The 26734-nt window shown below is 68.5% G+C and carries 22 protein-coding genes; 9 read left to right on the forward strand and 13 right to left on the reverse strand.

Annotated features, from left to right (window positions below):
* Positions 1–22: 22 nt before the first annotated feature.
* The 4 genes from EAT51_RS06605 to EAT51_RS06620 all read left to right on the forward strand — a co-directional run bounded on the left by EAT51_RS06605 (position 23) and on the right by EAT51_RS06620 (position 5427).
* Positions 23–1600, forward strand: coding sequence for an N-acetylmuramoyl-L-alanine amidase (locus EAT51_RS06605; RefSeq protein ID WP_130518929.1), 1578 nt, complete (start codon positions 23–25; stop codon positions 1598–1600).
* Between the two features lie 124 nt (positions 1601–1724).
* Positions 1725–3560 (forward strand): DNA mismatch repair endonuclease MutL, encoded by a 1836-nt coding sequence (mutL, locus tag EAT51_RS06610; RefSeq protein WP_130518927.1) that lies wholly within the window; start codon positions 1725–1727, stop codon positions 3558–3560.
* Between the two features lie 8 nt (positions 3561–3568).
* A complete protein-coding gene (locus EAT51_RS06615; protein WP_130518925.1) occupies positions 3569–4519 on the forward strand; it encodes a DUF1684 domain-containing protein in 951 nt (316 codons plus the stop codon).
* A complete protein-coding gene (locus EAT51_RS06620) occupies positions 4519–5427 on the forward strand; it encodes a TraB/GumN family protein (RefSeq protein WP_130518923.1) in 909 nt (302 codons plus the stop codon). The genes EAT51_RS06615 and EAT51_RS06620 overlap by 1 nt, the downstream gene beginning before the upstream one ends.
* A gap of 29 nt (positions 5428–5456) precedes the next feature.
* On the opposite strand, the gene rnfB is transcribed toward EAT51_RS06620, so the two are convergent.
* From rnfB to EAT51_RS06650, 6 genes are all read right to left on the reverse strand, one after another.
* A complete protein-coding gene (gene rnfB, locus EAT51_RS06625) occupies positions 5457–5876 on the reverse strand; it encodes an Rnf electron transport complex subunit RnfB (RefSeq protein ID WP_130518921.1) in 420 nt (139 codons plus the stop codon).
* A gap of 37 nt (positions 5877–5913) precedes the next feature.
* Complete coding sequence (locus tag EAT51_RS06630) at positions 5914–6504, reverse strand: HAD-IB family hydrolase (RefSeq protein ID WP_130518920.1); 591 nt, start codon at positions 6502–6504, stop codon at positions 5914–5916.
* Between the two features lie 21 nt (positions 6505–6525).
* Complete coding sequence (locus EAT51_RS06635; RefSeq protein WP_130518918.1) at positions 6526–7773, reverse strand: arsenic transporter; 1248 nt, start codon at positions 7771–7773, stop codon at positions 6526–6528.
* Positions 7770–9008, reverse strand: a complete 1239-nt coding sequence (locus EAT51_RS06640; RefSeq protein WP_130518916.1) for an MFS transporter — start codon at positions 9006–9008, stop codon at positions 7770–7772. The genes EAT51_RS06635 and EAT51_RS06640 overlap by 4 nt, the downstream gene beginning before the upstream one ends.
* Positions 9009–9091: 83 nt before the next feature.
* The gene (gene metG / locus EAT51_RS06645; protein ID WP_130554033.1) at positions 9092–11170 is read right to left on the reverse strand and encodes a methionine--tRNA ligase; all 2079 of its coding nucleotides are present in this window, start codon (positions 11168–11170) and stop codon (positions 9092–9094) included.
* 530 nt (positions 11171–11700) lie between these two features.
* Positions 11701–12141 (reverse strand): DUF2147 domain-containing protein, encoded by a 441-nt coding sequence (locus EAT51_RS06650; RefSeq protein ID WP_130518911.1) that lies wholly within the window; start codon positions 12139–12141, stop codon positions 11701–11703.
* 256 nt (positions 12142–12397) lie between these two features.
* On the opposite strand from EAT51_RS06650, the gene EAT51_RS06655 reads away from it, so the two are divergent.
* The gene (locus EAT51_RS06655) at positions 12398–13975 is read left to right on the forward strand and encodes a tetratricopeptide repeat-containing sulfotransferase family protein (protein ID WP_228257840.1); all 1578 of its coding nucleotides are present in this window, start codon (positions 12398–12400) and stop codon (positions 13973–13975) included.
* 238 nt (positions 13976–14213) lie between these two features.
* Here the strand turns inward: EAT51_RS06655 and EAT51_RS06660 are convergent, their stop codons facing one another.
* A complete protein-coding gene (locus EAT51_RS06660) occupies positions 14214–17066 on the reverse strand; it encodes a TonB-dependent receptor plug domain-containing protein (RefSeq protein WP_130518907.1) in 2853 nt (950 codons plus the stop codon).
* Positions 17067–17307: 241 nt separating this feature from the next.
* On the opposite strand from EAT51_RS06660, the gene apbC reads away from it, so the two are divergent.
* Together apbC and dcd are read left to right on the forward strand one after the other, a co-directional pair.
* Positions 17308–18147 carry an iron-sulfur cluster carrier protein ApbC gene (gene apbC, locus EAT51_RS06665; RefSeq protein WP_130518905.1) on the forward strand — a complete coding sequence of 280 codons (840 nt, stop codon included), beginning with the start codon at positions 17308–17310 and terminating at the stop codon, positions 18145–18147.
* 64 nt (positions 18148–18211) lie between these two features.
* Positions 18212–18787, forward strand: coding sequence for a dCTP deaminase (dcd, locus tag EAT51_RS06670; protein ID WP_130518903.1), 576 nt, complete (start codon positions 18212–18214; stop codon positions 18785–18787).
* 241 nt (positions 18788–19028) lie between these two features.
* Here the strand turns inward: dcd and EAT51_RS06675 are convergent, their stop codons facing one another.
* From EAT51_RS06675 to EAT51_RS06685, 3 genes are all read right to left on the reverse strand, one after another.
* Entirely contained in the window at positions 19029–19223 is a 195-nt protein-coding gene (locus EAT51_RS06675) for a LiaI-LiaF-like domain-containing protein (RefSeq protein ID WP_130518899.1), read from the reverse strand.
* A 226-nt stretch (positions 19224–19449) separates the two neighbouring features.
* A complete protein-coding gene (locus tag EAT51_RS06680) occupies positions 19450–19866 on the reverse strand; it encodes an HIT family protein (RefSeq protein WP_130518897.1) in 417 nt (138 codons plus the stop codon).
* On the reverse strand, positions 19863–20534 hold the full coding sequence (locus EAT51_RS06685) for a dienelactone hydrolase family protein (protein ID WP_130518895.1): 672 nt from the start codon (positions 20532–20534) through the stop codon (positions 19863–19865). Before EAT51_RS06685 ends, EAT51_RS06680 begins: the two co-directional genes overlap by 4 nt.
* A gap of 165 nt (positions 20535–20699) precedes the next feature.
* On the opposite strand from EAT51_RS06685, the gene rimO reads away from it, so the two are divergent.
* Positions 20700–22073, forward strand: a complete 1374-nt coding sequence (rimO, locus tag EAT51_RS06690; RefSeq protein WP_130518893.1) for a 30S ribosomal protein S12 methylthiotransferase RimO — start codon at positions 20700–20702, stop codon at positions 22071–22073.
* A 163-nt stretch (positions 22074–22236) separates the two neighbouring features.
* On the opposite strand, the gene greB is transcribed toward rimO, so the two are convergent.
* From greB to EAT51_RS06705, 3 genes are all read right to left on the reverse strand, one after another.
* Positions 22237–22743, reverse strand: a complete 507-nt coding sequence (greB, locus tag EAT51_RS06695) for a transcription elongation factor GreB (RefSeq protein ID WP_130518891.1) — start codon at positions 22741–22743, stop codon at positions 22237–22239.
* A gap of 51 nt (positions 22744–22794) precedes the next feature.
* Positions 22795–23226 carry a hypothetical protein gene (locus EAT51_RS06700; RefSeq protein ID WP_130518889.1) on the reverse strand — a complete coding sequence of 144 codons (432 nt, stop codon included), beginning with the start codon at positions 23224–23226 and terminating at the stop codon, positions 22795–22797.
* A gap of 95 nt (positions 23227–23321) precedes the next feature.
* Positions 23322–24827, reverse strand: a complete 1506-nt coding sequence (locus tag EAT51_RS06705) for a helicase HerA-like domain-containing protein (RefSeq protein ID WP_130518887.1) — start codon at positions 24825–24827, stop codon at positions 23322–23324.
* A 162-nt stretch (positions 24828–24989) separates the two neighbouring features.
* Between EAT51_RS06705 and EAT51_RS06710 the strand changes: the two genes are divergently transcribed.
* On the forward strand, positions 24990–26588 hold the full coding sequence (locus EAT51_RS06710; RefSeq protein ID WP_425478232.1) for a transglycosylase SLT domain-containing protein: 1599 nt from the start codon (positions 24990–24992) through the stop codon (positions 26586–26588).
* The last annotated feature ends 146 nt before the right edge of the window (positions 26589–26734 follow it).

Below are 26734 nucleotides of genomic sequence, written 5' to 3' on the forward strand. Positions count from 1 at the left end.
TGGGCAGTGCTTGAATCGCCGCATGCCGAAGGGGATGACCGCATTTGCGATCGCATGGGGGGGCGCCGCGCTTCTGGCCAGCGTCATGCCTGCTGCCCATGCCGGCGAAGTGCGCGCCATTGACCTGGTCAACGGCCCGACCGGCACCCGCGCCGAGATCCAGCTGCAGGGCGCGGGCAGCTACAAGACCATTTCCCTGGCCAATCCCAACCGCCTGGTCGTCGACCTGCCGGCCTCCACCGCGCTGAAGTCCCTCAAGCTGCCCGCGCCCAGTGGCGTGGTCACCGCCGTGCGCACCGGGCAGCCGGTGCCGGGCACGTTCCGCGTGGTGTTCGACCTGGCCGGGCCGATCACAGCCGTCAATCCGCACATGGAAGGCGCCGGCGCGCTGTCGCGCCTGGTGATCGAGTGGCCCGGCGACGGCCCGGCGACCGCCAGCGCTCCCGCGCCCACGCCCAGCGCGACGGCGGCCGCCGTGCCGGCCAGCGTTGCTGCCGCGCAGGCGACCTCGGCGCTGGTTGCCCAGGCCACGCGCCCGATGCCCGCCGCGCCGACGCCCGTCGTCCAGGCGCCGGTGACCACGCCCGTACCGTCGGCGCCTTCGCCGCAGCAGCAGGCGCCCGCCACGCCGGTGTCCAGCACGCTGTCGCCGGCGGCGATCCTGGCCGGCCAGCCCGTGCCCGGCGTCGTGGTGCCCACACCGGCCGCGACGAACGTGCCTGAGACCATCGCGCCCGGTGTGACCATCGCCACCGGTCGCCCGGCCCCGGTCGAACCCAAGTCCGTCGTCGCCGACGCCCCGGCCCCGGTGCTGCCGCAGCCCAAGCTGGCCATGCGCGCCGGCATGCGCCCGCTGGTGATCGCCATCGATGCCGGCCACGGCGGCCAGGACTCCGGCGCCATCGGCCCGACCGGCAAGTACGAGAAGAACGTCACCCTGGCCATCGCCCGCCAGCTGGCCAGGCAGATCGACGCCACGCCGGGCCTGAAGTCCTACCTGACCCGCGACGGCGATTACTTCATCCCGCTCAACCAGCGCGCGGTCAAGGCGCGCGCGGCGCATGCGGACATGTTCATTTCCATCCACGCCGACGCCGCCGAGAACCGCAGCGCCAGCGGCTCGTCGGTCTATGTGCTCTCGCTCAAGGGCGCGACCTCGCAGCGCGCGCGCTGGCTGGCCGACAAGGAAAACGCCTCGGACCTGATCGGCGGCGTCAAGCTGCAGACCGTGGACAGCACGCTCGGCTCGGTCTTGATCGACCTGGCCCAGAGCGGCCACATGAAGGCCTCCGAGAACGCCGCCGGCCACGTGCTGGCAGGACTCAAGGACGTCGGCAACGCGCACAAGGCCACGCTGGAAAAGGCCAACTTCGCCGTGCTGCGCACCTCGGACATGCCGGCGATGCTGGTGGAGACCGCCTTCATCTCCAACTACACCGAAGAGAAGCAGCTGACCGATCCAACCTTCCAGGCCCAGATCGCCGGCGCGATCCTGCAGGGCGTGGAGACCTATTTCAGCCGCGAGCCGCCGCCGGGCACGCTGTTCGCCGCGCGCGCGCAGGCCGCTGCTGGCGGCAACTCGGGCGGTGGAGCGCCTTGAGGCGGGAGTGAGCGGAGAGGAGTGAGGAGTGAGCGGAAGCTAGTGCGTCGGTGAATTAGACTGCGCTCGGGATCTGCTTCTGCTTTTCTTCACTTCTCACTCCTTCCGCGCTCATTCCTCACCCGTGCCCATTCGCCAGCTTCCCGACACCCTGATCAACCAGATCGCCGCCGGCGAGGTGGTCGAACGGCCTGCCTCGGTCGTCAAGGAACTGGTCGAGAACGCGCTGGACGCCGGCGCGCAGCGGGTGGACATCGACCTGGAGGAAGGCGGCATCCGCCTGATCCGCATCCGCGACGATGGCGGCGGCATCGCGCCGGAGGAACTGCCGCTGGCCGTCTCGCGCCATGCCACCAGCAAGATCGCCTCGCTGGACGATCTGGAGACCGTGGCCACGCTCGGTTTCCGCGGCGAGGCGCTGCCCTCGATCGCCTCGGTCAGCCGCTTCAGCCTCAGCTCGCGTCGCGCGCACGATGCGCACGGCGCCTGCCTGCAGGTGGACGGCGGGCGCATGGGCGAGGTCACGCCGCGCCAGCATGCGCAGGGCACCACGGTCGAGGTGCGCGAGCTGTTCTACAACGTGCCGGCGCGGCGCAAGTTCCTGCGCGCCGAGCGTACCGAGCTGGGTCACATCGAGGAGTGGCTGCGTTCGCTGGCGCTGGCGCGCCCGGACGTGGAGCTGCGCGTGTCGCACAACGGTCGGCCGTCGCGCCGCTACAAGGGCGGCGGCCAGCTGGAGCCCAGCCTGCGCCTGCACGAGACGCTGGGCGAGGAATTCGCCCGGCACGCGCTGCGCATCGATCACAGCGGCGCCGGCCTGCGCCTGCACGGCTGGATCGCGCAGCCGGCGTATTCGCGCGCCAGCGCCGACCAGCAATACCTCTACGTCAACGGCCGCGCGGTGCGCGACCGCAACATCGCCCATGCGGTGAAGCTGGCCTACCAGGACGTGATGTATCACGGCCGCCAGCCGGCGTACGTGCTGTTCCTGGAGCTGGATCCGGCGCGGGTGGACGTCAACGTGCACCCGGCCAAGCACGAGGTGCGCTTCCGCGAATCGCGGATGATCCATGACTTCGTCTTCCGCACCCTGCAGGAGGCGCTGGCCGGCACGCGCGCGGGCGTGGCCGCCGAAGGCGCCGGCGAGATGGCCGCCGTGCCGATGCCGATGGCGCAGGCCGCCTACGGCGCCCCCGCGCTGGCAGCGGGGCAGATGCCGCAGCACCTGCAGTGGACCGGCGCGCAGCAGTCGCCGCTGGGGCTGCGCGTGGCCGATGCGCCGGGGGCCTATGCGGCGCTATACAGCAGCCCGTCGATCCGCAGTCCGCAGCCGGGTCCACCGATGCCGCTGCCCGCCAACGACGCGCAGGACGTCATTCCTCCGCTGGGCTATGCCATCGCCCAGCTGCACGGCATCTACATCCTGGCCGAGAACGCCGACGGCCTGATCGTGGTGGACATGCACGCCGCGCACGAGCGCATCGGCTACGAGCGCCTGAAGACCGCCCACGACGGCATCGGCCTGACCGCCCAACCGCTGCTGGTGCCGATGACGTTGGCGGTGGCCGAACGCGAGGCCGACGTGGCCGAGCGCGAGGCCGCCACCCTGACCGAGCTGGGATTCGATGTGACCCGCAGCGGCCCGCAGAGCCTGAGCGTGCGCAGCGTGCCGGCCCTGCTGGCCCACGCCGAACCCGGCGCGCTGCTGCGCGACGTGCTGGCCGACCTGCGCGAACACGGCCAGAGCCGGCGCGTGGCCGCCGCGCGCGACGAGCTGCTGTCGACCATGGCCTGCCATGGCGCGGTCCGCGCCAACCGTCGGCTCACGATCCCGGAAATGAATGCCCTGCTGCGCGACATGGAGATCACCGAGCGCTCGGGACAGTGCAACCACGGACGCCCGACTTGGGCGCATTTCAATCTGGCCGAGATCGACAAATGGTTCCTGCGCGGGCGTTGAGGCAGTCGATGGGCAAGACCGGGGCGTTTTTCGGATGTCTGGCGCTGGCGTCGCTGCTGACGGCCTGCAGCGACCGCGCGGGGGCGCCGCAGGCCGGTCCGGCGGTGACCTCGGACACCACCTTCCTCGCCGACAACGCGATCTGGCGCACCGAGCGCCGTCAGGCGCTGCTGGCGCCCGACGGCTGGACCAGCCTGGTCGGGCTGCACTGGCTCACGCTCAAGGCGCATTACATCGGCCGCAGCGAGGCCAGCGGCATCAAGCTGGAAGTCGGTCCGCCCAAGCTGGGCCTGGTCCAGGTGGACGGCGACAAGGTGTTCTTCACCCCCGAGCGTGGCGTGGCGGTGACCGCCGACGGCCAGCCGCTGAAAGGGCGCATCCGCCTGGTCGACGACCAGTCCGGGCCGGCGACGGTGATCGGCTTCGACGACGGCGCCGACCGGATGACCCTGATCCACCGCGGCCCGCGTTACGGTCTGCGCATCAAGAGCGCCAACGCGCCGGCGCGGGTGGGCTTCACCGAGCTCGAATACTGGACGCCCGATCCGGCCTGGCGCATCGAGGGCAGGTTCGTGCCCGGCCCGGCCGGCGCCACGCTGACCTATGCCGACATGGTCGGCAACACCATCGCCGCGCCCAGCCCGGGCAAGGTGGAGTTCGAGCGCGACGGCAAGCGTTACGCGCTCACCGCGATGGAAGGCGACAATGGCGGGCTGTTCCTGGTGCTGGCCGACCGCACCAGCGGGCATGGCTCGTATCCGGCCGGGCGCTTCATCGACACCGACGCGCCCGACGCGCAGGGCCGCGTAGTGGTGGATTTCAACCGCGCCTACAACCCGCCCTGCGTGTTCACCGTCTACGCGACCTGTCCGCTGCCGCCGGCGGAGAACCGGCTGGATCTGCTGGTCGATGCCGGCGAGAAGATGTACACCGGGCCGGTCGGCGGCGGCACGCACTGATGTCGGCGCTGCGCCGCCTCCTGCTGGCCGCGCTGCTGCTGGCCGTGGCCGCACCGGCCTGGGCCGCGCCGCCCGTGCCGCTGCTGTGGAAGGTCAGCAAGGGCGAGCACACCCTGTACCTGCTGGGCTCGTTCCACCTGCTCACCGCGCAGGACTATCCGCTCTCGCCGGACGTCGATGCGGCCTTCGCCGATGCCGAACAGGTGGTGCTGGAACTGTCCGGCGATGAGCTGCAATCGCCGGCGCTGGGCCAGGCGATGCTGGCCGCCGCGCAGCTGCCCGCCGGGCAGACCCTGCAGCAGCGCATCGATGCCAAGACCTGGGCGAAGCTGCAGGCCTATGCGCAGGCGCACAACCTGCCGATCGACCTGTTCGCGCACCTGGAGCCATGGCTGGTGGCGACCACCATCAGCGTGCAGGAAATGACCGCGCAGGGGCTGGACCCGCAGCTGGGCCTGGACCTGCACTTCATCCAGTTGGCCCGCCAGGCCGGCAAGCCGGTCAGCGGGCTGGAGCGCGGGCAGGATCAGGTCGCCATGCTCGACGGCATGAGCGCCGAGGAGCAGCGCCAGTACCTGGCCGAGACCCTGGACGATGCCGGTGCCACCGGCGAGCGCGAAGCCCAGCGCCTGCATGCCGCCTGGCGCGCCGGCGACGTGCAGACGCTGCGCGACGGACTGGCCGCGGACATGAAGCGCGAGTACCCCGCGCTGTACCAGCGCATCAACGTGGCGCGCAACGACGCCTGGCTGCCCAAGCTCGAGGCGCGTCTGCAGGGCCTGGGCGGAGACGACACGCTGGTGGTGGTCGGCGCGCTGCACCTGCTCGGGCCCGATGGCGTGGTCGAGAAGCTGCGCGCCAAGGGCTATGCGGTGGAGCGCGTCTGCAGCGCGTGCGCCGCGCACTGAGGCAGCCCTGACGGGTTAGGCGTGCGGCTTCAAGCCGCCGGCTCCATCACGATGCAGTCCACCGGACACGGCGGTACGCACAGCGCGCAGCCGGTGCAAAGGTCCTCCAGCACGGTGTGCATGAACTTGGCTCCGCCGACGATGGCATCGACCGGGCAGGCCTGGATGCACTTGGTGCAGCCGATGCAGTCGGCCTCGACGATCAGCGCCACGCGTGGCGGCAGATGCTCACCGCGGCTGCGGTCGAAGGGCTGCGCCGGCACGCCCAGCACCTGCGCCAGCGCCCGCGCACCCTCATCGCCGCCGGGCGGACAGCGCTCGACCCCGGCCTCGCCGCGCGCCATCGCCTGCGCGTAGGGGCGACAGCCATCGAACCCGCACTGCCCGCACTGGGTCTGCGGCAGCAGGCGGTCGAGGCGTTCGACGAGGGAAGGGGAAAGATCGGTCATGCGTGGCGGTCGGGCTGCGCGGGGGTGTTCGGATCGGTCAGTAGCAGGGCCGGCCGCGGTACCAGCGTGCGTGGGCCAGGGCGAGCATCGGCTTGTCTTCGCCGCTGTCGCCGTAGGCGTGGATGCGTTCGAAGCTGGCGATATCGTACTCGGCCGTGATGCGCGCCACCTTGTGCCGGCCCACGTCGCGTCCGGCATAGCGGCCGGTGCAGCGGCCATCGACGTGCTCGAGGGCATTGCAGATCAGCGCCACGCCCTGCGCCTGGCACCACGGGTGCAAGTAAGCATCGAGCGAGGCGGAGACCACGACCACGGTGTGGCCGCGCGCCAGGTGCTGGTCGAAGCGCTGATACATGTCCGCCCGCAGCACGCCGGGCAGGACGTCGCGCGCGTAGTGTTCGCCGGCTGCCAGCACCTCGTCATGCGGCCGTCCTTCGAACGCGATCCGGGTCACGCGCGCCCGCAGCGCGCCGGCCGACACCAGCCGCGCTCGGTATGCCAGCAGCCACGGCGCGATGTTCCAGCGCGCCCGCGCCAGCTGCTCGGGCGTGGCGATGCGGCGCAGGAAACCGGCATAGGTGTCCCGTGTGGTCAGCGTGTGGTCGAAGTCGAACAGCGCCAGTTGCATCGGATGGCCCGGTCGTCGCCTTCAGCCCAGCGCCAGGCGCAGCGCGATCGCCGCGGCCAGCGCAGGCAGGGTCACCACCAGGCCCAGGCGCAGGAACTGGAAGAAGCCGACGTGCTCGCCCTCGCGGCGCAGGATCGACAGCCACAGCAGCGTCGCCAGCGAGCCGCTCACGGCGATGTTGGGGCCCAGGTCCACCGCGATCAGCGCGGCGTCGCGCACCACTCCCGGTGGCGCGGCCTGGGCCAGTGTGGCGCTGGTCAGCAGCCCCACCGGCAGATTGTTGGCGACGTTGCCCGCCACCGTCGTGGCGGCGGCCACCACCCAGGTGGCCTGGACCGTGCCGGCCTGTAACTGGTCGCGCAGCAGGCCCGCCAGGGTCGCGACCAGGCCGGTCTGGCGCAGCGCCTCGACCAGCACGAACAGCCCGGCCACCAGCGGCAGCACGCCCCAGTTCACGCCGGCCAGCACCGGCCACGGCGCGCTGCGTCCGCGCAGCGAGACGGCCAGCACGGCCAGCGCCGCCATCACCGCCGTCGGCCAGCCCAGCGACCAGTCCTGCCACGAGGCCAGCATCAGCACCAGCGCGGTCGCGGCCAGGGCAAACAGCGTCAGCCGGGCGTGGGCGTTGATCGGCGTCATCGGCACTTCGGCGGACACCGCGCCGGCCAGCGCGCGTCGCTGGCTCCACGCCAGCACCGCATAGGTGAGCACGATGGCCGCCAGCGACGGCAGCCCGAACCGCGCCAGCCACTGCGGCAAAGGCGGCATATGCGTGCCGAACATCACCAGGTTGGCCGGGTTGGAGATCGGCAGCACGAAGCTGGCCGCATTGGCGACGAAGGCGCAGGCGAACAGCAGCGGCAGCATCGGCGCACGCGCCTTGCGCGCCACCGCGATCACCGCCGGGGTCAGCACCACGGCGGTGGCATCGTTGGACAGGAAAGTGGTCACCACCACGCCGGTGGCGAACACCAGCGCGAACAGGCGCCGCCCCGAGCCGCGCGCATGTTGCGCGGCCAGCTGCGCGACCCAGTCGAACAGGCCTTCGCGGCGGGCCAGCTCGGACAGCAGCAGCATGCCGGCCAGGAACAGATACACGTCCAGGCCTTCGCCCACCGCGTGGCCCACGCCCGCCCAGGGCAGGGCGCCGGACAGCGCCACGACCAGCGCGCCGGCCACGGCGTAGACCCATTCGGGCAGGCGCCCCGGGCGCGTCACCACGCACACCACCGTCGCCGCGGTCGTGGCCCACACCAGCCAGGGCGTCATGCGATCGCGTCTCGCACAGCGGCCCGCCGGCCGTGCATCAGCCAAGGCACCAGGGAAAGCACGGCCACGCTGCCGAGCGCGAGGAAGGCGATGCGATAGCTCCAGTGCTGCGCGATCCAGCCGCCCAGCGCCGGGCTGAGCGAGGCGCCCACGCCCTGCAGCGTCATCACCAGGCCCTGCGCGGCGTTGGTGCGTCCGGTGCCGTGCATCAGGCTGGCGACGGTGGCCGGCACCGCCACGCTCTGCAGGCCGGCGCCGATGCCGTCCAGCGCCTGCACCGGCAGCACGCCCCAGAGCGAGCCCAGCGTGCCGGCGGCGACCAGTCCACGCAGCGGCAGGGCGACGAAGGTCAACAGCAACACCCACCAGTGCCCATAGCGCGGCAGCAGCCGCATCGCCGCCAGCGCGGCCAGCACCATCACCAGCTGCGCGATGATCACCGTGGCGGCGGTGAACACCGCCGGATTGGCCGCGTGCGTGGCCACCGCGGCTTGGCCGTACAACGGCAGCATGGCGGCATTGCCCAGGTGGAAGAACAGCAGCGCCATGCCCAGCAACAGCAGCGGACGCTGCCGCAGCAGATCGCGCCAGCGCACCGCCTGCGCGGGCGGCGCCGTGTCGCTGCCCGGCTCGCTGCCGCGCGCGGCCTGGTGGTCGATCTGGCGCGGGTCGATCCGCCACAGGCTGGCGGTGGCCAGCAGGGCGAAGCCGCCCAGCAGCGCGAACACCGCCACCAGCCCGAACTTCCAGCCCAGATAGCCGGCCGCGGCGGCCGCCACGACGTTGCCGGCATGATTCGCGACCTGGTTGCGGGCCATCTGCCGCTCGAACCCGGCCTGCCGCACCAGGCCCAGGGTCAGTCCGGTCAGCGCCGGGCCGATGATCGCCCCGCACAGGCCGCTGGCCACCTGCGAGGCGACCACCACCGGGAAGGCGTGCGAGGCCAGCACCAGGCAACTGCTCGCCACCGTCAGCAGGCAGGCGAGCGCCACGACCGCGCGCTTGCGCCGGGTCGCGTCCACCAGCGCACCTGCCGGGACGGTGCAGAGCAGGCCGGCGATGCCGCCGGCGGTCATCGCCAGGCCGATGGCCCCGGCCTGCCAGCCGAGCGACTGCAGCTGGACGCCCAGGAACGGGCCGAGCCCGTCCTGCACATCGGCGACGAAGAAGTTCAGCCCGGTCAGGGCGCGGCGGGAGCGCGGACTGGCGTCGGGAGTCGGAGGCGCTGGGGACATGGACGCGGGGCGCGATGTGCTAGGCCGACTGTACGCGGTTCGCGCCCGGCCGAGATGTGAAGGAACGTGCCGCTGTGTGGCGGTCAGCGCACCGGCATGCCGGGCTGCGCGCCCGCGTCGGCATCCAGCAGCGCCAGCGCGCCGCCGTCGAAGCCGGCCGACAGGATCATCCCCTCGCTGACGCCGAAGCGCATCTTGCGCGGCGCCAGGTTGGCGATGAACACCACGCTGCGGCCGACCAGCTTGTCCGGCTCGCCATAGCTGGCGCGGATGCCGGAGAAGATCTGCCGCGTGCCCAGTTCGCCGGCATCGAGTTCGAAGCGCAGCAGCTTGTCCGAGCCTTCGACGAACGCGCAGGCGGTCACCTTGCCGATGCGCAGGTCGAGCTTGGCGAAGTCGTCGATGCCGATGAGGCCGGGATTGGGGATTGGGGATTGGGGATTGGTGGGCGCCTTCGTTTCGGTTTTGGCGGGCGCGGGCTTGGTCGCGGCGGGTGCTGCTGGCGCGGCGGCCAGAGTGTCTTTCGAGGCGTCGGTCATGGCGTCGATGCGCTTGGGGTCGATTCGGGTGAACAGCGGGGTGTAGGGCTGGATGACGTGCGCGATCAGCGGCTGGGCCAGTTCCTCCCAGCCCAGCACCGGCGCGGACAGGAACGCCTCGGCCTCGGCCGCGGTGCGCGGCAGCACCGGCTTGAGGCCGGCGGCCAGCACGCGGAACAGGTTCAGCCCCTGCGTGCAGACCGACTGCAGCTGGGCATCGGCGCCCTCCTGCTTGGCGATGACCCAGGGCTTGGTCTCGTCGACGTACTTGTTGGCCTCGTCGGCCAGCGCCATCACCTGACGGATCGCCGCGGCCGGGTCGTTGCGTTCGTAGGCCTCGCGCACCGGATCCAGCGCCTCCACGAAGCGCTGGTACTGCGCCGCGTCCGGCAGTGCGTCGGCCAGCCGGCCCTCGAAGCGCTTGTTGATGAAGCCGGCGCAGCGGCTGGCCAGGTTGACGAACTTGCCGACCAGGTCCGCGTTGACCCGCGCGACGAAGTCGCCCAGGTTGAGGTCCAGGTCGTCCACGCCGCCGGAGGACTTGGCCGCGAAGTAGTAGCGCAGCGCCTCCGGCTCCAGGCCGACGTCCAGGTAGGTGCGCGCCATGATGAAGGTGCCGCGCGACTTGGACATCTTGGCGCCATCGACGGTCAGGTAGCCGTTGACGTGCAGGCGCGTGGGCGCGCGATGGCCGGTACCGTGCAGCACCGCCGGCCAGAACAGGCCGTGGAAGTTGACGATGTCCTTGCCGATGAAGTGGTGCAGCTCGGTCTGGGTGCCGGCGGCCAGGTGCGGCGCGAAGTCCTCGCCCAGGCGCGCGCACAGGTTCTGGAAGCTGGACAGGTAGCCGATCGGCGCGTCCAGCCAGACGTAGAAGTACTTGCCCGGCTGGCCGGGGATCTGGAAGCCGAAGTAGGGCGCATCGCGCGAGATGTCCCACGCGCGCAGGCCGCCTTCGGCATCCAGCCATTCGCGCAGCTTGGCCTTGACGCCGGGCAGGGCGACATCGCCGGCCAGCCACTCGCGCAGGAAGCCGTCGAAGTGGCCGACCTCGAAGAAGAAATGCTCCGAGTCGCGCAGCTCCGGCGTAGCGCCGGAGATCACCGACTTGGGTTCCTTCAGATCGGTCGGCGAGTAGGTGGCGCCGCAGACCTCGCAGTTGTCGCCGTACTGGTCCGGGCTGCCGCAGTTGGGGCAGATGCCCTTGATGTAGCGGTCCGGCAGGAACATGCCCTTGGCCGGGTCGTAGAACTGGGCGACGTTGCGCCGGCTGATGTGGCCGGCCTGTTCCAGCGCCACGTAGAACCGCTCCGTCAGCGCGCGGTTGGCGTCGCTGTTGGTCGAGTCGTAGTGGTCGAAGGCCACGCCGAAGGCGGCGAAGTCGCGCTCGTGGCTGGCCTGGATGTTGGCGATGAAGGCCTCGGGCGTGACCCCGGCCTTCTCGGCCGCCAGCATGATCGGCGTGCCATGGGTGTCGTCGGCGCAGACGTAGAAGACGTTGTCGCCGCGCATGCGCCGCGCCCGCACCCAGATGTCGGCCTGGATGTAGCCCACCAGGTGGCCCAGGTGCAGGGGGCCGTTGGCGTAGGGCAGGGCGTTGGAGACGAGCGCGGTGCGGGTCATGGCGATGGCGGACCAGAGGGGTCGGCGATTATCGCATGGCCGTCCGGTTGGGCTTTGGACTACGGAAGAGGACTTCTTGCGATCTCGATCCACGGACGCAGGGGGGCGTGGCTTCGGAAGGGCAGCGGTCCGGCGGGCGGTGTCCGCTTGTCCCTCAATCAGGGCATCCTGCCCTGATTCGGGCGCTCGGCTTCCTGCCTCGCTCGTCGCCGCCCCCGCCCGCCGGCCCGCTGCCTTGCTCGTCGCGCTACTCGATTCCGGGTCGAAGGAAGTCCTGATCCATCTGTCGAAGTGCCCAACTCGGCTGGGGCTACCGAGAGCGGCCCACGGGGCCGCAGCGACAAGCCAGTGATGGATGGCTGATTTACCCGAGAACCCGCACCGAGTGGATCGAGGCGAGAGCGCGACGTGTGCGCTCGATACAGCAGGCAAGTCGCTGACAGGCCCGGTCCCTGGATGCTGGAGAAGGGCCACAAAAAAGCCCGGCGCGAGGCCGGGCTGGTCGGGTGTTGGCGGAGGCGCGACTGGCGCTACTCGCGCAGCCAGGTCTGCGCGCGGCAGATGAAGGCGATGCAGCCGGAAACGTCCAGCTTCTTGCCGCCCGGCTGGAGCTCCATCTTGGACTTGTAGGTCTTGCCGTTGGCCGGGTCGAGGATGGTGCCGCCGGCCCACTCGTTGGCGCCGTCGGGCTTGAGGTCCCACAGGATGGTCATGCCCTTGATCGGCTTGTTCTTGCGCTCGCCCGAGCAGCCGTCGCAGACCGGGTTGGGGCCCTTGTCCGACTTGAGGATCTCCACGACCTTGCCGGTCAGGCTGCCGTTGGCCGCCTCGCTGATCTCGACGATGGATTTCACTTCGCCGGTCTTGTCGTCGATGGTCTTCCAGCGTCCCACCGCCCCGTCGGCCGCCATCGCGCTGGACGCGGCACCGGCCAGCACGGCCAGGGACAAAATCAGGATCGTCTTGTGCATCGCTCCCCTCCCAGGGATGTTTTGGATATCGATTCCAGCTGCGTTGTTATAACAGCATTCGCTGCCGTATGGATGGACGCCGTTCGAGTGGCGGTAGCGGGTGAGATGCTGACCTTGGCAAAGAGTCAAGCTCGCGTTCACTTCGGAAACTCAAATAGCGACAAGCCCACATGCGGAGGCAATGCGTGATCGGCAAGACAAGGGGACCATCCTGCATACTTTGAGCCCTGAGACAGAGGCACGGACCAGACCTACGTTGAAAGCTGATCAGATCGAGCAGCATTACGCCCAGGCGGTGGCGGCCCTGAACCACGGCGCGTGGCGTCAGGCCGCTCAGCTGGCTTCACAGTTGCTGCCTGTGGCGGCTTCTCATGCTGGCGTGCAGTTCGTGGCTGGGGTCGCTGCCCTTGGGTTGCGAGCGATGAAACCTGCTGTCGTGCACCTGAACGAAGCCGTGAAGCTAAATCCCTCGCGTGCTGACTATCGTGCGCAGCTGGCGCGCGCCTGGTGCAGCGCCGGCAATCTTCGCGCCGCCCATGAACAGGCCCGCGTGGCACTTGGATTACCGATTGAGGATGCGGTGTCTGCCAACACGCTCGGCGTGGTCCTGACCCAGACTAACGATCATCCGTCGGCGGTGACGGCGTTTGCGCGTGCAACCGCGCTCGCCCCAGTTAATGCGACCTACCGGTTCAATCATGCCACCTCGCTCACCTTCGTAGGTGCGCTCGATCGGGCTGAAGGAGAACTGGAGGCGTGCCTACGCCTACAGCCTCGTTACTGGAAAGCGCACCTGGCGCTGTCACAGCACTGGACGCACGATGCGCAGTCCAACCATATCGCGCGCTTGCGCACACTACTTGCCACCCATGGCTCGGACGAAGACGCGGTCCTGCACCTCAATCTTGCCTTATCGCGTGAACTGGAGGATCTCGGCGAGTTCGAAGAGGCGCTATCACACCTGGTCGCCGGGAAATCGGTCGTCGCCCGCAGGCGCAATTATCGCTGGCAACGCGACGCAGCGCGCTTCCAGCAGCTCAGCGACGTGTTTTCCAGCATGCCGAGGGGGGGCAACGGGCACGGCAGCCAGGAGCCGATCTTCGTGGTGGGCATGCCGCGCTCGGGCACGACGCTGGTCGAGCGCATTCTTTCCTCGCACCCGCAGGTCCATTCGGCCGGAGAGCTCAACAATTTCCCCATTGAAGTGCGGCGCAGTTGCGCGGTACACAGTCCGTCGCTGCTGGACGAGCAGGTGATCGCCAGCTCCGAGCGCATCGATTGGCGTGCGCTGGGACAACGGTACATCGACTCCACGCGCCCCGGAACCGGACTTACGCCGCGGTTTGTGGACAAGCTGCCGCACAACTTCCTCTATATCGGGCACATCTTCCATGCCCTGCCAAATGCTCGGATCGTGTGCTTAGAACGCGATCCCATGGACACCTGCTTGGGAAATTTTAGGCAGCTGTTCGCGACTGATTCTGAGCAGTACGACTACTCGTTCGATCTGCTCGATACCGGTCATTACGTCTTGCTGTTCCAGGCATTGATGGAGCGCTGGCATTCGCAGTTCCCGGGCAGAATCCATCGGGTGCGCTACGAGGCGTTAGTAGCGGACCAAGAAGCCACGACCCGGGCGCTTTTGGAGTTCTGCGGCCTGCCGTGGGATACACGGTGCTTGGCGTTTCATGACAATCCCGCGGCCAGCGCCACCGCGAGCGCCGTGCAGGTCCGACAGCCGCTGCATGCTGGTTTTCAGGGGCGTTGGCGTCGATACGGCGACGCGCTCGCGCCGCTACAGGCGCTGCTGGATGAGGCGCGCCAAGGGTACTGACGCAACAAGCCTTGAAAACCTGTCCACGCTCTTGCCGGATGCTGGCAAGCGCATGTCCAGAGGGTGGTACCCGAGTGCCATGGCTACCTAACTCGCCTCACCCCAGGTCGCTTCGCCGCTGTTGGGCAAAAAAAATCCGATGCCAGAGGCCTAGCATCGGATTCTGCATGGACCGCCTGCTTAAGTGAATAGCGTGATCACCATAGCAGGACTTTTCTTGGTCCGATGGCGAGGGTGCTTACTTGCCAAAGTCGTACTTGATTTCTGCGTAGACCGCACGGCCCAGCGCGCTGTACAGATAGTTGTTATAGGGCGTGGTCGCGGTACCCGGGTAGCTATGCGCCTGCGAGTCGGGCAGCTTGTTGCCGATGTTGCTGGCCATCAGCGACAAGCTCAGGTTGTCCATTGCCCGATAGCTGACGCCCAGGTTGAACGTGGTCCAAGTGCCCCACTTGCCTGCTTTGGCTCCGCTGCTAGCGTTGACATAGTCGTAGGACTTGCCGAAATAGGCGAGGTAGTTGGGCGTGCTGCCTAGCATGTTGGCATACAGGGTGGTGGTCCACTTATCGATCGACCAACCAATCGAGGCGTCGGCCTTCCACTTCGGACCTGCGTCATACACCCAGTTGGCATCTGGCGTGTTGATCAAGTCGATGTAGGACTGGGTCGGGTCGGTTTGAATTTCGTGCTTGCGCTTCGCCGTGTAGTTGGCATTAAAGTTGAGAACGCCAGCATTCCCGATGTCCAGCTGGTACTGGCCATTGACCATGATCAGCTCAAGCTTCTGACGGGCGATATTCACCTTCGGCGTGAAAACCTGGCGCAACTGACCTGTGGTCGGATCTCGCTGGACCCAGGCGGCCACATTGTCGCAGCTGGTGAAACCGGGGCCCGCCTGGCCCAGACGGCAGTAATACTCCTGCAGCAGGATCTGGTCGCCGTCCAGCTGATTGACCTCATCCTTGATATCCCAGGCCAGGTAGTCGGCGCTAAAGGACATGCCTTTCAACGGCGCCCAGACGATACCTGCGCTCCAGGTATTGGCCTTGATCGGTTGCAGTTCGGTGTTTCCGGCCTGCGTGCCGTAATACTGCTGGCTGTTGTAGGGGCAGGCCGTGGTGTTGTCGGGCGCGAAGCCCGCCTGCCCGCACCTGTAGTAGTCGGTGTCGGAAGTATAGTACCCGCTCAGGCCCTGGAACAGATCGGACAGGGTGGGCGCCTTGAACGCAGTTCCGTACTTGCCGCGGACCAGAAGACTCTCGACGGGGCGGAATTCCAGGCCTGCGCTCCAGGTGGGCTTGTCGACCTTGTTACCGTATGCGTCAAAGGCGTCATAGCGGCTGGAAAGGGTCGCCGTGAGCATCTTGAACACCGGCAGACGCAGCTCGGCCATGCCCGCATACTTGGTACGGTGCCCCGAGCCGCCGACGTCGGTCTGGCCCCAGATCGCGCCGTCCATGATGCCCGGGATTGGCGTGTAGTCCCAGCCCTCGTTGCCTGCCTCGAGCGCGACGGCTAGGCCCGCCTGGCCACCCGGCAGCGAGAACAGATCGCTGTTGGTTAGCTGGACGCGGAACAGGTCGTCCCAGGTTTTGGCCTTGGCTGTGCCATAGCCCGTGAAGCTGGCAAAATCCTGTGGCGTCATCTGCGTGTAGAACGCGTCGTAATCCGGGCGGAACGTCGGGTAGTTGCCCGTATAGGGGTCCGGGCCAAGATCCGGACCTAGGACGTTCTGCTCGAAGTAGGCGTTAATTGGATCAGCAAAGCGCACGAAGCTGCGAGCAGCCAGCCGGCTCTCGTTACGCGTGAACGCTGCGGTATAGTCCCACGCTTCGCCGAAACTGCCGTTGATCCCCAGCGTAACAGTGTAATTCTTCGTCGTGTCCTTACTCAGGATGTCCTTGTAGCCCATGCCGCCGATGTCTTCCGGCGAGAAGGCACGCTGCAGGTTGAGTAGCGAGTCGTAGTCCGGATCGTAGTAGTAGCCATACTTGGCACCAGTACCCCACCACATGTAGTTGCTGCCAGAGTTGAACTCGGCCGCCTCATGGCTTCCCAGGACCTCAACGAAGAGCTGGTTGTTGTCGTTGAGGTCGAAGGTGGTGCGGTTGTAGAGCAGTGCACTTTCCTTGCCATTACGGATAGTGCGATAGCCCGGGCTTCGGAAGGAGCCGCAGTACTGTCCTGAACCGGGGCGGTTACGAAGGCCCTCGGTGCCACCGAACTGTCCCGTCACGTTGGAGCAGTCGATCCCGTCCGGAAGCAGGTAGCCGAAATTGTCAAAGCCATCGTTGCCGATATTCTGGTAGCCGTAGATCAGATAGTCGCGCGAGGCGACCGGCGCAGTGTAGCCGTGCTCGTTGACCGAGTCGGTGATGGCTCGCTGGTAGCCCCACACCGGCGCGCGCTTTTCATACTGCACCGAGGTGATCGCATTGATGCGGCCTTCGTTAGCGCTGAAGCCATTGGTGAAAGAGAAGCGCACGCTGTTGCCGCCGCCTTCGCTATAGCTGCCGCCGCGCACGCGCAGCGTGTTGCCTTCATAGTTCTTCTTTAGGATGAAATTGACCACGCCAGCCAGCGCGTCCGAGCCGTACAACGACGATGAGCCACCGGGCAAGATCTCGATCCGTTCTACAGCGTCAATCGGGATGCCGCTGATGCTGTTAAAAGTGTCGCTGCCGTTGTAGAGGGCCGGATAGTTCGCCATCGGTCGGCCATTGATGAGGTACTTGGTGTACCCCGGCTTGAGACCGAACATGCTGACTGTTTCCGCACCCTGGGTGAACGAAGCGGATGTCTCGCCGCCCTGTACACCACCACTGGCAATGCTGCTGGCCTGTAGAACTTCCGAAACGCTGTTGAAGCCACGCGCCTGAATGTCATCGGCGGTGATGGTCACCACAGGAGATACAGTCTCGAGTTCCGTCTGTGGGATTAGAGAGCCGGTCACGGTGACCTTGTCCAGCGTGGTGGCTTTCTGTCCAGCAGTGGGCGCGGCGTCCTGCGCGAACGCTGCGACGGCGGGCGTCAGCAGTGCGGCGAAGACGGCTGCGGCCAAGTGGTTGCGCTTAAGTGGCTTGCAATTCATGTAATGAAATCCCCGAAGAATGCTCGGCGTGCTGGTGGTGGCCTTCCTGGCCATGCAACGCGAGATGAACAGATGTCCTTCAAACGAGAACTTAACACGCCAAAAGGCGGCTTGTGACGTCTTGTGTTGCGATATGTCGTGACGAAATGATCACGAGACGCGAAAATCTAAGCAGTTTGACGTTTTTTCGTCACTGAAGCCTGATTTCGACCTCATGGCGGCGGTACGAGAGAATGCGTGCATGACCATTCCCGCACATCGGCCCCAGGGCGGCCTGCAGCCCCATCCCCGCGTCCGCAACGTCATCGCCGTGGCTTCCGGCAAGGGCGGGGTGGGCAAGTCGACTACGGCGGTGAACCTGGCGCTGGCCCTGGCGGCCGGTGGGGCCAAGGTGGGCGTGCTGGACGCGGACATCTACGGGCCGAGCGTGCCGGCGATGCTGGGGCTGTCGGGCCGGCCGGAGAGTCCGGACAACAAGTCGATCGAGCCGATGCGCGCGTTCGGCCTGGAGGCGATGTCGATCGGGTTGCTGATCGAGGCCGACACGCCGATGGTGTGGCGCGGGCCGATGGCCACCGGGGCGCTGACCCAGTTGTTCAACGACACGCTCTGGGGCGACCTGGACTACCTGCTGGTCGACCTGCCGCCGGGGACGGGCGATATCCAGCTCACGCTGTCGCAGAAGATCCCGGTCGCCGGCGCGGTGATCGTGACCACGCCGCAGGACATCGCCACGCTGGACGCGCGCAAGGCGCTGAAGATGTTCGAGAAGGTCGAGATCGCCGTGCTCGGTGTCGTGGAGAACATGGCCCAGCACGTGTGCAGCCAGTGCGGCCACGTCGAGCATCTGTTCGGCCAGGGGGGCGGTGCGGCGATGGCGGCGCACTATGGCGTGCCGCTGCTGGGCTCCCTGCCGCTGGACGTGCGCATCCGGGAGCAGGGCGATCTGGGCACGCCAGTGGTGGCGGCGGCACCGGACTCGCCGGTGGCCCAGGCATACCGCCAGGTGGCCGAGGCGCTGGTGGCGGCGCTGGACCAGCGTCCGCGCGCCAGCATGTCCATCGCCTCCTCGCTGGTCTAACAGCATCCCGCCGCTGGCCTACAATGCGGCCTCCCGCACGCCGCCCTTCAGGAACACGCCCCGCATGAGCATCAAGTCCGACCGCTGGATCAAGCGCATGGCCGAGCAGCACGGCATGATCGAGCCGTTCGAGCCGGGCCAGGTCAAGCAGGACGCCGGCGGCCATCGCATCGTCAGCTACGGCACCTCCAGCTACGGCTACGACGTGCGCTGCTCGCGCGAGTTCAAGGTGTTCACCAACATCAACTCGACCATCGTCGACCCGAAGCACTTCGACAGCGGCAGCTTCGTGGACATCGAGTCGGACGTGTGCATCATCCCGCCCAACAGCTTCGCGCTGGCGCGCACGGTCGAGTACTTCCGCATCCCGCGCGATACGCTGGTGGTGTGCCTGGGCAAGAGCACCTATGCGCGCTGCGGGATCATCGTCAACGTCACGCCGCTCGAGCCGGAATGGGAAGGCCATGTGACGCTGGAGTTCTCCAACACCACGCCGCTGCCGGCGCGCATCTACGCCAACGAGGGCGTGGCGCAGATGCTGTTCTTCCAGGCCGATGCGGACGATGTGTGCGAAACCTCGTATCGCGACCGCGGCGGCAAGTATCAGGGGCAGACCGGCGTGACCCTGCCGCGCACCTGAGGCCGGTGGGCCGGTCTTGTCCGGCCGTCATCAGGGCACGACGAGAAGCCGCACCCGGGGTGCGGCTTTTTTTGGATCTTCTCGCCGCCAAGGGGGTGGCTGCGCCTACACTCCGGCTTCGGCAGGGTAACGGTTCGGTGGGCGGCGTCCGCTTTTCCCTCGATCAGGGCGTCCTGCCTTGCCACTGGGCCGCCGGACCGCCGCCTCGCGCGTCATGCCCAGGCGCTCCGGCGAAGTGGCGTCAGGAAACGTCGCGGCATCGCGCCTGCTGGCCGCTGGCGCGGCGCAGCAGCAGGTTGATGCCGCCCAGGATCAGCAGCAGCGGCCACCAGGTGGCGATGAGCTCGCGCACGTCCAAGCCCGGGAAGCCGAGGTTGTCCAGCAGGAACAGCGTGCCCAGCACGATCAGGATCAGGGCGGGGATCAGGTGGCGCATGGTGGGGCATCCGTTCGGAGGGTGAGGCCATCGTGCGCCTGCGGCCGCGCCGGATCAGGTGCCACAAGTCAACTTCTGTAGCGCCAGAAGGCACTCGGTATCTAGCACTCCTCGCCTGAGCTGAGTCCGGCGCGGCCCCAAGCCATTAGCGTGGCAATCAAGATCGCTGGGCGCCATATGTGTTTCATGCTTTCAGCATTAGGCCCGATTTATCACTGCAAAACGATCAGCCCAGCAGCGTGCGCCAGTACGCGATGCGCGCCTGCAGTGCGTCGGGCGCGTGGCGCTGGGCGGGGCCGCTGCCCCAGACCGGGCCGGGCCAGGCGGCGTCGCCTTCGTGACGGCCGACCAGGTGCACGTGCAGCTGGCGCACGATATTGCCCAGCGCGCCGATATTGAGTTTGGTCACGCCCGGCTCGGCGCGCACGCAGGCGCCGGCGCGGTTGACTTCGGCCAGGAGCAGGCGTTGCTGCCCGCCGTCCAGTTCGATCCATTCGCTGGCGCCGGCGACGCGCGGCACCAGCAGCAGCCAGGGGAAGCGCGTGTCGTCCATCAGGCGCACCTGCGAGAGCGGGCCGTCGGCGATAAAGGCGCTGTCGGCCGCAAGACGCGGGTCCAGCGCGAACGCAGGCGTCGCGCTCAACCGATGTTTTCCTGCAGGAACGCCACCGCGCGGCCGAAGGCCTGCTTCGCGCTGGCCTCGTCGTACACCGCCGGGCTGGCCTCACGGTTGAAGCCGTGGTCGGCCGGGTAGGTGAACACGTCCATGTCGGGCCACGCCTGGCGCTGGGCCTCCACGAGCTCGGCGGTGATGTGCTTGTCGCGCTCGCCGAAGTGGAACTGCACCGGCGCCTTGAGCGGCTGGCCCAGGAACTGCGCGTTGCGCCCGCCGTAGTAGCTCACGCCGGGCAGGCCCAGGCGCTGGGCGCAGAGCAGGGCGACGGTGCCGCCCCAGCAGTAGCCGACGGTGGCGACCTTCTCGTTGGCCGCGGCGGTTCGCGCGGCGTGGGCGGCGATCTCCACCACATCCACGGCGGCGTCCAGGCCGATGGCGCCGACCAGCTCCAGGCCACGCTTGGTGCCGTCCTGGTCGTAGGGCAGCTCCAGGCCGGGTTCGACCAGGTCGAAGAACGCCGGCGCGATCGCCAGGTAGCCCTGCGCGGCGTACTGCTCGGCCACGCCGCGGATGTGTTCGTTCACGCCGAAGATCTCCTGGATCACGATCACGCTGCCGCGCGCAGCGCCGGCCGGCTCGGCCTGCCAGGCCGCGACCGGCCCCTTGGAGGTGGAAAGCGTGATCCATTGGCCCATGGCGGGAACTCCTGTCTGGCGAGGGGGAGGCCAGTCTAGGCGCTGGCGCGTTCAGGAAAGGCAAGCCCGCCGGTCCGCACCGTTGCCGCCGTGGTGTTGCAGCGGCGCGGCGGGCGGACCCGGCGCGCGGCGTATAATCGCCGGCCGCTCATCCCTGTGTCGCCCATGCCAGCTGCCGCCCCCAAGGTCGGCTTCGTCAGCCTCGGCTGCCCGAAAGCCCTCGTCGATTCCGAACGCATCCTCACCCAGCTGCGCGTGGAGGGCTATCAGCTGTCCGGCAGCTACTACGATGCCGACGTGGTGGTGGTCAACACCTGCGGCTTCATCGACGCGGCCGTGACCGAGTCGCTGGAGGCCATCGGCGAGGCCATGGCCGAGAACGGCAAGGTCATCGTCACCGGCTGCCTGGGCAAGCGCGCGGACATGATCCGGCAGGCGCACCCGGGCGTGCTGTCCATCAGCGGCCCGGCCGACTACGGCAGCGTGATGTCGGCCGTGCACACCGCCGTGCCGCCGCAGCACAATCCTTATCTGGACCTGATCCCGGCCCCGCGCCTGACCGGCGAGGACTTCGCCGCCGGGGTCAAGCTCACCCCCAAGCACTACGCCTATCTGAAAATCTCCGAGGGCTGCAACCACCGCTGCAGCTTCTGCATCATTCCCTCGATGCGCGGCGATCTGGTCTCGCGGCCGGTGGACGAGGTGCTGCGCGAGGCCGAGAAGCTGGTCAAGGGTGGGGTCAAGGAGCTGCTGGTGGTCTCGCAGGACACCAGCGCCTACGGCGTGGACCTGAAGTACGCCGCGCGCACCTGGCAGGGCCGCGAGTACCAGACCCGCATGAAGGCCTTGTGCGAGGGCCTGGGCGAGCTGGACGCTTGGAGCCGCCTGCATTACGTCTACCCGTATCCGCATGTGGACGAGATCATTCCGCTGATGGCGCAGGGCAAGGTGCTGCCGTACCTGGACATCCCGCTGCAGCACGCCAGCCCCCGCATCCTCAGGCTGATGAAGCGCCCGGGCGCGATCGACAAGACCCGCGAGCGCATCGCCCGCTGGCGTGAGCTGTGTCCGGACATCACCCTGCGCAGCACCTTCATCGTCGGCTTCCCCGGCGAGACGGAGGCCGAGTTCGAAGACTTGCTGGACTTCCTGCGCGAGGCGCGGCTGGACCGCGTCGGCGCGTTCGCCTATTCGCCGGTGGACGGCGCCGGTGCCAACGCGCTGCCCGATCTGGTGCCGGAAGAGGTCAAGCAGGAGCGCCTGGCGCGCTTCATGGAAGTCCAGGCGGAGATCTCGGCCCAGAAGCTGGAAGCCAAGATCGGCAGCGTGCAGCGCTGCCTGGTCGACCTGATCGAGGACGGCATCGCGGTGGCGCGCTCGGCCGCCGACGCGCCGGAGATCGACGGCCTGGTGCATATCCAGGATGGCGAGCAGGCCGGCCTCAAGCCGGGCCAGTTCGTCGATGTGACCATCGTGGACAGCGACGAGCACGACCTGTTCGCCGAAGTCCTGAACCGCGAGCTGCCGGTCCTGTCCTGATCGACGGGATTTCAGGGTGGGACGCCTCCTCTGGTAGAGCGGAGCTTGCTCCGCTGGGGCCTGCCGAAGATCCGGCCGGAAGGCAGCGGAGCAAGCTCCGCTCTACAGGTAAGACGCGATGTGATCGGAAGCGACTGCTGCTTCTACCGTGCGCTTGCAGGCCTCAGCCTGCGCCGTAATCCACATCCACGATCACGTAGCGCTGCATGCCGCCGGGCAGCTGCGCCTCGAACTCGTCGTCCAGCCGCTTCTTCAGCATCGCCCGCGCCAGCGGCGAGTCGATGCTGATATGGCCCAGCGCCGCATCGGTCTCGTCCGGGCCGACGATGCGGTAGCGCGCCGTTTCGCCGGTGACGATGTGCTCGACCTCGATGCGCGCGCCGAAGAACACCGCCTGCGGATCGCTGGGCCGGGTGTCGACCACGCGCAGCGCTTCCAGCCGCTTGCTCAGATAGCGCACGCGCCGGTCGATCTCGCCCAGCTGCTTCTTGCGATAGGTGTACTCGGCGTTCTCCGAGCGGTCGCCTTCGGCGGCCGCCGCGGCCAGCGCCTTGACCACCTCGGGCCGGCGCACGCGCCACAACTCGTCCAGCTCGGCCTTCAGGCGCGCATGGCCTTCGGGCGTGATCAGGGCGGTGCTCTTCTCGGCGGGCGGACGCCAGCGGCTCATGCGGACAATGCGGTCATGCGGCGGCGCGGCGACGGCGCGCCGCGCGGACGATCAGTGGACGCGCTTGAAGACATAGGCGCCGTCCTGGCTGCGCAGCTCGTCGGCGCTGATCACGTCGAAACGCACGGCCTGGGCGGCCTTGTCGGTGGGCGTCAGCAGCATCACGCCGGTGCCGGCGGGCGACCAGGTGCCGCTGCTGGTCAGTTCGGCGCCGCCGGCCTTGAGGGTCTGCCGGTATTCGCCGTCGGCCTCGATCACCAGGGTCGAGGCATTGCCCTCGAAATCCCCGGCCAGGGCGCTCGCAGCGATGACCACGCCTTGCTTGTCGCTGATTTCCGCCAGGGCGCCGGTGGCAGGCGGCGGCGTCTGGGCCGGCGGCGTGGACGCCGGCGCGGGCGTGGTGGCCTGCGGGGTCTGCGCGGGCTTGCAGGCGGCGAGCCCCACGGCGAGAAGGGCACAGCACAGCAGGCGCGATCGTGTCATGGCAATTCCTGAGGTCTTCTTGGGGCAGGCGGAGCCTGCGCAGGGGCGAGCTTGGCAAAAAGCGCCGGCGAGTTGAAGCGCGCGGCCGCGCGCGTTCAGCGCCGACGGCCGCCGAACAGGCCGCCCAGCACGCCGCGCAGGATCTGCCGGCCGACCTGATTGCCCACGGTGCGGGCGGTCTGCTTGGCCATGGCCTCGACCACGCCCTGGCGGCGGCCGTTGCCGAACAGGATGTCCTTGGCCATCTGGCCGAAGCCGCCTTCCTCGTCCTTGGCGCCGGCCTTGCCCACCGGCAGCGCCTGGGCCTGTTCGGCCGCGGTCTGCGCGCGCTTCAGCAACAGCTCGGCGGCCGATTCGCGGTTGACGGCGGTGTCGTACTTGATGCCGACCGGGCTGCCGGCGCGGACCTGGCTGCGCTCGGCCTCGCTGATGGCGCCCATGCGGCAGCGTGGCGGGGCGATCAGGGTCTGCTCGACCGGCATCGGCACGCCCTTGTCCTGCAGCGTGGACACCAGGGCCTCGCCGGTGCCCAGCGAGGACAGGGTGCGCGCCACGTCCAGCTTCGGATTGGGGACGAAGGTCTCGGCCGCGGTCTTGACCGCCTTCTGGTCGCGCGGGGTGAAGGCGCGCAGCGCGTGCTGCACGCGGTTGCCCAGCTGGCCCAGGATATTGTCGGGCACGTCGTCGGGGAACTGCGAGCAGAAGTACACGCCCACGCCCTTGGAGCGGATCAGCCGGACCACCTGTTCGATGCGCTGCTGCAGCGCCGGCGGCGCGTCGTCGAACAGCAGGTGCGCCTCGTCGAACACGAACACCAGCTTGGGCTTGTCCAGATCGCCCACCTCGGGCAGGGTCTCGAACAGCTCGCTCAGCAGCCACAGCAGGAAGGACGAATACAGCCGCGGCTTGAGCACCAGCTGGTTGGCGGCCAGGATGCCGATCACGCCGCGGCCATCGGGCCCCACGCGCATCAGGTCGGACAGCTCCAGCGCCGGCTCGCCGAAGAAGCCGTCGCCGCCGTCCTGCTCCAGGCGCAGCAGGGCGCGCTGGATCGCCGCCACCGAGGTCGCGCTGACCAGGCCGTACTGGGTGGAGACCGCACTGCGCTCCTCGACCACCAGGTTGAGCAGGGCGCGCAGGTCCGGCAGGTCGAGCAGCAGCAGGCCGCGGTCGTCGGCCAGCTTGAACACGATGTCCAGCACGCCGGACTGGGTGTCGTTGAGCTCCAGGATGCGGCCGAGCAGGGTCGGTCCCATCTCGCTCACCGTGGTGCGCACCGGATGGCCGAGCTTGCCGTACAGGTCCCAGAAGATGGTTGGCGAGGCTGCCGGTGCGTAGCCGGGTACGCCGATCTGCGCGGCGCGGGAGGCGACCTTCTCGTTGCCGTCGCCGGCCACGGCCAGCCCGGCCACATCGCCCTTCACGTCGGCCATGAACACCGGCACGCCCAGGCGCGAGAAGCCCTCGGCCAGCGTCATCAGGGTCACGGTCTTGCCGGTGCCGGTGGCGCCGGCGACCAGGCCATGGCGGTTGCCGAACTTCGGCAGCAGGTGGACGGGGATGTCGTCGGTGAGGCCCTTGCCCAGCAGGATCGGATCCATGGATGTTCTCGCGTCAGGTGCCGCTGATTTTAGGCACAAGCCAAGCCCGGCTCGCGAACGCGCGCGCGCACCTGCATGCATGGCCGCCAACGCGGTGCCGCGCGCGACCTTGCCGCTGCGGCGCGCGCGCGGCTACCCTGCCGGGCCGCTTTTCGCCCGTTCGTGTGCCTGATGCCCTTCCTGTCCCGCGTGGTGCCGCTGTCGTTCCTGTTGCTGCCGCTGCTGGCGGCGCCCGCGCAGGCGCGCGTGTCGGCCCGCGACCAGGCCGCCGCCGACGCGCTGACCCAGCGCATGGCCGCCGCCGAGAAGCGCTACACCGACGCGCTGGTGCTGACCGCCAACGCCGATCCCAAGGGCCAGGCCCAGGGCGATGCGGCGCTGGAAGACATGGAGGACGTGCTGGACGCCTGCACCAAGCAGAAGGGCTGCCAGATGCACACGCTGCTGGCTACCTACAAGCGCCTGCTCAAGGCCCAGGTGGATGCGCGGGGCGAGGACGACAGCGATGACCTGGTCGGCGAGGCCGGCAGCAACGATCCGCTCGACGACGGCACCGACCACAGCGCGCCGGCCAGCGCCGATGTGCCCGATTCGACCCGCACCGCGCGCCTGCTCGACGACGAGCGCCATCCCTTCGACAGCATGGTCGAGTACAACCCGGCTGTGCAGGCGGGCATCCGCCGCTGGCTGACGGACATGCGCGGGCCGCTGATCGACAGCTACGAGAACTACATGAATCTGCGCTCGCAGATGCTGCCGGCCTGGCAGATCACCGGTCTGCCCGAGGCGCTGCTGTTCGGGATCATGGCCAAGGAGTCCTACGGCCGGGTGCACGTGTCCTCGCGCGCGGGCGCGGCCGGGCTGCTGCAGTTCATGCCGGCCACGGGCAGCCGCTTCGGGCTGGGCATGGACGGTTCGGGCTTCGATACCCGCTTCGACCCGTACGCGGCGACCGAGGCGGCCGCCGCGTACATGAACGAGCGCATGGGCGAGCTGGGCCGCAACATCGAATTCGCGCTGGCCGCCTACAACGGCGGGGAAGGGCGCGCGGTGCGCATCTACCGCGAGCATCCGGGCAGCTTCTGGAACGCGGCGGCTTACAACCAGTTCCCGGCCGAGACCCAGGACTACGTGCCGATGGTGATCGCCGCGGCCTGGCTGTTCCTGCATCCCAAGCAGTACGGGCTGCAGTTCCCCAAGGTCGATGCGACCCCGGCGCCGCTGAAGCTGCAGCGCACCGCCTCGATCTACGAGCTGACCATCTGCCTGGGCACCGGCCGCACGCGCGAGGGCTTCATGCGTGCCCTGCGCAACCTCAATCCGCGCTACCAGGCCGAGACCTGGATCCCGGCCGGCACCGTGATCAACGCCAACCAGCACATGGTGAGCCTGTACAACCGGCTGTGCGTCAAGGGGCCGACCGCCGAGCTGGCGCACACGCTGGTGACCGCCACGGTCGATTCGGCGATCAAGTACGACGGCCCGCGCAGCACGCGCGTGGCGGTGGGCGATGTCAGCGGCGTGCCGGTGGAGGCGCCGGCCGGCGTGCCGACCACCGTGGCCACCGGCAGCCCCAGGCCGGCCAAGCCCAAGGCCCGGCAGGTGCGCAGCTACAAGGTGGCCCGCGGCGACACGCTGGGCAAGGTGGCCGGCAAGTTCCAGTGCGAGCTGGGCGATCTGGCCAAGGCCAACAAGCTGCGTGCGCCGGCCTACGCGCTCAAGCCGGGACAGACCATCCAGCTGGTCGGCTGCGACCGCTGAGCCCGGCCCGATGGCCGCGCCGCTCGACCTGGTCGGGAGACGGGCGGGCATGTCCGGTGGATGACATCCAGCCTACTGGTGGCTGAACGAAGCCGCCTGCAGGCGCGCTGCCCCTGTCATCAGTCATGCAGGCACGCGCGTTACCA

This window comes from Pseudoxanthomonas winnipegensis (genome assembly GCF_004283755.1).
GTDB lineage: Bacteria > Pseudomonadota > Gammaproteobacteria > Xanthomonadales > Xanthomonadaceae > Pseudoxanthomonas_A > Pseudoxanthomonas_A winnipegensis.